The organism is Kaistella sp., from assembly GCF_049588135.1.
In the GTDB taxonomy this organism is placed as follows: Bacteria; Bacteroidota; Bacteroidia; order Flavobacteriales; family Weeksellaceae; genus Kaistella.
This window is the reverse complement of record NZ_JBAVFG010000202.1, coordinates 1-5,903: the sequence shown is the minus strand read 5'-3', so window position 1 is coordinate 5,903 and position 5,903 is coordinate 1. Positions and strand designations below refer to the sequence as shown.

Annotated in this window: 3 protein-coding genes; all 3 read right to left on the bottom strand. The window is 34.7% G+C overall.

What is annotated here, in order from left to right; all coding sequences use genetic code 11:
• Positions 1 to 151: 151 nt before the first annotated feature.
• Positions 152 to 1,123 (bottom strand): hypothetical protein, encoded by a 972-nt coding sequence (locus tag WBY99_RS11030; protein WP_423976387.1) that lies wholly within the window; start codon positions 1,121 to 1,123, stop codon positions 152 to 154.
• A gap of 261 nt (positions 1,124 to 1,384) precedes the next feature.
• The gene (locus WBY99_RS11025) at positions 1,385 to 4,042 is read right to left on the bottom strand and encodes a 4-alpha-glucanotransferase (protein ID WP_423976386.1); all 2,658 of its coding nucleotides are present in this window, start codon (positions 4,040 to 4,042) and stop codon (positions 1,385 to 1,387) included.
• A gap of 236 nt (positions 4,043 to 4,278) precedes the next feature.
• A complete protein-coding gene (cysS, locus tag WBY99_RS11020; protein WP_423976385.1) occupies positions 4,279 to 5,772 on the bottom strand; it encodes a cysteine--tRNA ligase in 1,494 nt (497 codons plus the stop codon).
• Positions 5,773 to 5,903: the final 131 nt, after the last annotated feature.

Sequence of the window (5,903 nt, the reverse complement as noted above, 5' to 3'; positions counted from 1 at the left end):
CAATAAATCTTATAGTTAAAACATTGAGTCATAAACTTTTGTTAAAAAAACAAGAATCTTTTATGAATCTTATTTCTTCAAAATTTAATCCTAGAAAAGAGCAGCTCTTTTCAAAACTGCTCTCCTTCATTATTAACATTAAAATCTAAAATTATCGGGCTGTAAAACGCTGACCCGAGTTTCTTGAACTAGAACTTGGAGCTCTGGATTCGGAATTTTGATTGTTTCGATTTCCAGAATTAGTTTCTATCTTTCTGGTAGGTACATTATTTCTTGGGCTTTCTTCTCTGTCACTTTTATTATTTCGAAAACCTCCATTATTTACCCGATTTTGTGACTCGGTTCTCCCATTTTCATTTCGGGTATTGGATTCCTGGTTTCTAATTCCATTGTTACCTATATTATTATTTTCAGGTCTTAGAGAATTATTTCTTGTATTATTTTCAGTGTTAAGACGATCATTTCTAAATCCATTATCCCGCATTCCATTTGTATTTGTCGCTTGTCCTGTTCTGGGAACGGGTTGAAAACCGATATTCTGTCTTGGATTACTTTGATGATATTGAACTTTATTCACTTTGTAAACATTGATGTTGACATTTCGATACCGCGGAACCACGTAAATATTTCTCGCATAATGTCTTCTGTTATAATTCTGATAATATACAACCGGATTGTAACCGTGATAATAATTATTCTGAAAAACCACGAAAATATGAGGTCCTAAAATTCTTTGAATTGCATAAAACCGATCGTAATACCATCTATCAGGATTATATTGATAATAAGAATTCCACGCAGCGTAAGAAGGAAAACTATTGTTCAACATCGTAATTTGCTGTACTTGCCAAGGCGACAATCTGTACGTTGCAAAAAACTGATTCCAGTTAACATCATAAATACTTCGGCGATAGTCATTATAATAATCTTTGTACAAATTACTCGTATAATAATCGGCTGGATATTGATAGTAATAGTCATCGGGGAAATAAAATTCATCTTCGGAATCACCATAATTATTAACACCAGAACCGTAATTATTATTGGGATAAGAATTCGGATAATTTTGAGCGGAAACCAATGCCATCATAAACACTGATAAACCAAGGAGTATCTTTTTCATTAAAAATTTCTTTATTAAATTAATTGACTACTATCAAAATAACGTGCCATTATTTGTATTGAATGTAATCTTTATTAAAAACCAAACAGTTATTTTTATCACCGTTGTATTGTTTTGATTACAAAATAAAAAAGAAGTTAAAACCTTAGTCTAACTTCTTTTATAAAATGCTGATCGACAAGTATTTAAATTGTGTTCTCAACTTTTAAGCATTGATTTTTAAGCCAAAAGCAAACTGCCATCATCTACTTAAATCTACTTTCAAATTCTATTCGCATCAGCAATCCAACTTGCAATTTTCTGATTAAAAGTTTCATGGTTTAAAAGTTCCTCCACATTCAAATGCATTCTGTATCTCCAATAATGAGGGAAAACCGCAGGATTATTAATCCGCTCTTCGTCCATATTTGGATTGGTTAATTCTTTATCGGTTGCCAGAAATTCCTGGATTGGAAAAATCGCTAACATAGCATCATTAAAAAGATGTTGCTTCATAATCATCTCCGCCAACTGAGGTTCTAAATTCCATGGTGCAGTGCCATACTGACCAAGTTGTTCATGGAAATATTTCTGCGTCAAGTCTCGATCTTCGTGCCACCATTGTCGCAACGTAGAACTATCATGGGAACTTGCAGTCACCACATTCATATAATCGGCGTGTCTCGGATTGTACCACAGAATATTATCCGACGGCATTCTTTGCACTTTTAGAGCAGTAATTCCCAAAAGATCCATCACTTGCGGAACCGAATCAGGAACCAAGCCTAAATCTTCGCCACAAATCAGCATGTCTGTCGCATTCAAAATCATTGGCAATTTCTCCATCGCTTTTTCGTACCACAAGCCATCTTGTCTTTTGAAGAAATAATCGATGTATAAATCAGATAATTTTCGTTTTTCTCCACTGTTCAAATATTGATAAGACTCGGTTTTTTCAATATTAAATCTTGGGTGATAAACCGTTTCTCCATTTGCAATTTCTTCGGGTAAGAAAAGTACGTTTGCGCAAAGCGAAATCAATTTTTCATCTGCCCACTCGCGCGGATTTTCTTTAAAATAATCTGCCAATTTTCTTTGCGTATCAAATGCTTCTTTGAAAGAATAAGTTCCATCAAAATGATTGTTCATAAATTCATTTTGAATTAAATCTTTTTCTTCACCAAAAATATTTTCAAGAATTTGATCATTGATAAAAGGTTTGCAATATCGGTCTTCATTAAATAGAATTCCTCTCGCTGAAAACTCTTCCAATTTTACGGGAATTGCAGGATAAAAATACCCCAAAATTCCTTGTGTTGCGCTCATCGGCATTCTCCAAATTCTGAAAAATCCAAGAATGTGATCAATCCGCATCGCATCGAAATATTGCTCCAACGCTTTGAAACGATTTTTCCACCAACGGTAACCGTCTTCTTTCATCGCTTCCCAATTGTAAGTTGGGAATTCCCAGTTTTGTCCCAATTCGGTAAACTGATCTGGCGGTGCGCCAGCTTGAAAATCCATCCCGAAAAGTTCAGGTTCTGCCCAAGCTTCCACGGAATATCTATAAATCCCAATCGGCAAATCTCCTTTGACAGAAATCCCCAATTGATGCGTATAATCTATCGCATCTTTCAACTGCAAATGAAGTTGATATTGAACCCAAGCGTGAAGCATTGCAGTTTCATATTCTTTACTTTTCGCAGTAAAAAAAGGAGAAATTTTCCCAGCGATATATTTCTTGTGGGTTTTCCAATCATTAAAATTGGGCGTTTTATATTTATCTCTTAAGACGCAAAAGGCAGCATAAGGAACCAACCAATCTTCATTTTCTTTAATGAATTTTTTAAAATTTTTGTCCTTTAGAATTTCGTCTTTATTCGCTTCGAAAACAGAAGTAATGAATTTCCATTTCCCAGAAATCATTTGTTCGTAATCAATTAAACTTAAAGCATTCAACTCAATCTTCTTTTCATTAAATTCTTTCATTAAATCTTTCGGCAATTGAAACTCTAAATTTTCAATCGACAAATATTGAGGATGAAGCGCATACACCGAAATCGCCGCATACGGATAAGAATCAGTCCAAGAGTAATTCGCAGTTGTATCATTAATGGGTAAAATCTGCAAAACCGAAAGATTGGTTTTCGAAGCCCAATCTGCCAAGTTTTTCAAATCGGGGAATTCGCCGACACCGAAACCGTTTTCTGTTCTTAAAGAAAAAACGGGGACAGCTACGCCAGCTGCATGATACATTTCGTGAGACTTGAATTTGAAAAAATGATCCGCTTTTATTTGAAGAATATTTTTATCGGTATTCGGTAAAGCCCAACGGTTGTCCCCATATTCGATATCGAAAACGTCACCAGAATCGGTATTCATCAGACCATATTTATACTGAATCATTTGATTTTGCTCAATTTCAACTGCCGCTTCCCAAATTCCGAAGCTGGTTTGCGACATTGGCACGGTCTTTAAATATTGCCAGTTTCCGAGTGCTTCACAATTTCCTAAAATAACCACTCTCCAATTCGGGTGGTAAATCGGTGCTTCCAGACGGAAAAGGTGAGTATGTTTTTTTAAAACCGAAATTTTTTCAGCTTTAAATTCACGGAGTTTATTTTTTAGAATTTTATTATTGAGGTAATTTTCAGGAAAGTTTTTGGCGTTCCAAAAATCATAAATATTAAACTCATCATAATTGTGAGAAAAATTCAACTGGTGCAAAGAAAATTCTTCATTTAAAATAAGACCTTTATTATTAACCAACTGATATTTATAGCAAATTGATTTCGAAAAATAATCTACTTCTGCAGTCCAGTTTCCGTCGTCGGTATATTTTAAGGCGTGCGTTTTTTCATCTGTCCCATCTTCTAGGACGCAAACTTGCAGATTCTCACCGACTTCCGTTCTGAAATTAATATTAAGATAGAGTTTCATAAAAGTTATTCTTTAATGATTGCAATTTAGGGAATTTTTGATGAATTATTGAAAGGGTCTCCATTGTTTAAAATCTTATATTCATAGCTTAATAATTGAAAATCAATCCATTACAATAAGAAATCTTAAATATGCTAAAAATCATTAAAAACGAGAAAAACGCAGTTTGGAGAAATGAAAAAACCTTCCCTGTTCTAGGAAGGCTTATGATTAAAAAAAGTTTTTAATTAATTTTTTTATGAAATTGAATAACTCGTTCCTTCTCTTCCGTCTTTCAGCTCGATTCCTTCGGCTAAAAGGCGATCGCGGATTTGATCGGAAAGTTCAAAGTTCTTCGATTTTCTAGCTTGATTTCTTAATTCAATTAAAACCTGCAAAGTTTGATCGAGTTTTTCATTATTATTTTCTTCGATATTTTGAAGTCCTAAAACATCATAAACAAAAGCGTTCATCAAGGTTTTCAATTCCTCCAAATCTTCCGCAGAAATCCTTTCTTTTCCATCTTTTAATTTAAAAATAAAATTCACCGCTTCGAAAAGATGCGAAATCAAAATCGGTGAATTGAAATCATCAGTTAAAGCTGCGTAGCATTTTTCTTTCCAATCTCTTAAATTCAATGTTGAAGATTCAATATTCAAAGTTGAATCGTGCGAACCTTGAATTTTAAATTCAGAATTTTGAATCACTTTCATCGCTTCCATTAAACGCTGAAACCCTTTTTCGCTCGCAACCATCGCTTCATTGGAAATATCGAGAACGCTTCGGTAATGCGCTTGCAAAAAGTTGAAACGAACGATTGTTGGATGAAATGGTTTTTCGAAAAAATCATTTTGCCCAGAAACGAGTTCCATCGGTAAAATATAATTTCCGGTAGATTTGCTCATTCGCTGTCCGTTCATTGTGAGCATATTCGCATGAAGCCAGTAATTTACGGGTTCGGTTCCATTACAAGCTTTTCCTTGTGCCACTTCACATTCGTGGTGCGGAAATTTCAGATCCATTCCGCCGCCATGAATATCGAATTTTTCACCTAAATATTTCGTTGACATGGCGGTACATTCCAAATGCCATCCCGGGAAACCTTCTCCCCACGGGGAATTCCAACGCATGATATGAGCCGGAGAAGCGGCTTTCCAAAGGGCAAAATCTTGTGGGTTTTTCTTTTCATTTTGTCCGTCTAAATCTCGGGTATTGGCAAAAAGTTCTTCGATATTTCTGCGGGAAAGTTCGCCGTAATTTAATCCACGTTTATTGTATTCTAAAACATCAAAATAAACGGAACCATTGCTTTCGTAGGCAAACCCTTTATCTATTAATTTTTGAGCTAATTCAATTTGCTCTAAAATATGTCCGGTTGCAGTCGGTTCAATCGTTGGCGGTAACAAATTGAAAGTATCTAAAACTTTATGAAAATCGACCGTATATTTCTGCACGATTTCCATCGGTTCTAATTTTTCTAAACGCGATTGTTTCACGAAACGGTCGTTATCCACATCGCCGTCATCGGTTAAATGTCCGGCATCGGTAATATTTCGAACGTAGCGAACTTTGTAACCAAGATGCATTAAACTTCTATAAATAAAGTCGAATGACATAAAAGTTCGCACATTTCCGAGGTGAACATTGCTGTAAACCGTGGGTCCACAAACGTACATTCCAACATTGTTTTCGTGGATTGGTGTGAAGGTTTCTTTTTCACCGGAAAGGGAGTTGTATATTTTTAAATTCATTTTTTTTGTTTCAAATTTTAAGTTTTGGGGTTTGTTTAAAAATAAAAAATCCTAAAATTAAACAAATACTATAAGAAATGAAAAAAACATAATTTTACACATTATCTTATTATTCTACACAGATAAAACTC

Excerpts from the sequence above, each read along its gene's own strand:
- WBY99_RS11030 (WP_423976387.1), bottom strand. The coding sequence starts at position 1,123 with ATGAAAAAGATACTCCTTGGTTTATCAGTGTTTATGATGGCATTGGTT.
- cysS (WP_423976385.1), bottom strand. The coding sequence starts at position 5,772 with ATGAATTTAAAAATATACAACTCCCTTTCCGGTGAAAAAGAAACCTTC.
- WBY99_RS11025 (WP_423976386.1), bottom strand. The coding sequence starts at position 4,042 with ATGAAACTCTATCTTAATATTAATTTCAGAACGGAAGTCGGTGAGAAT.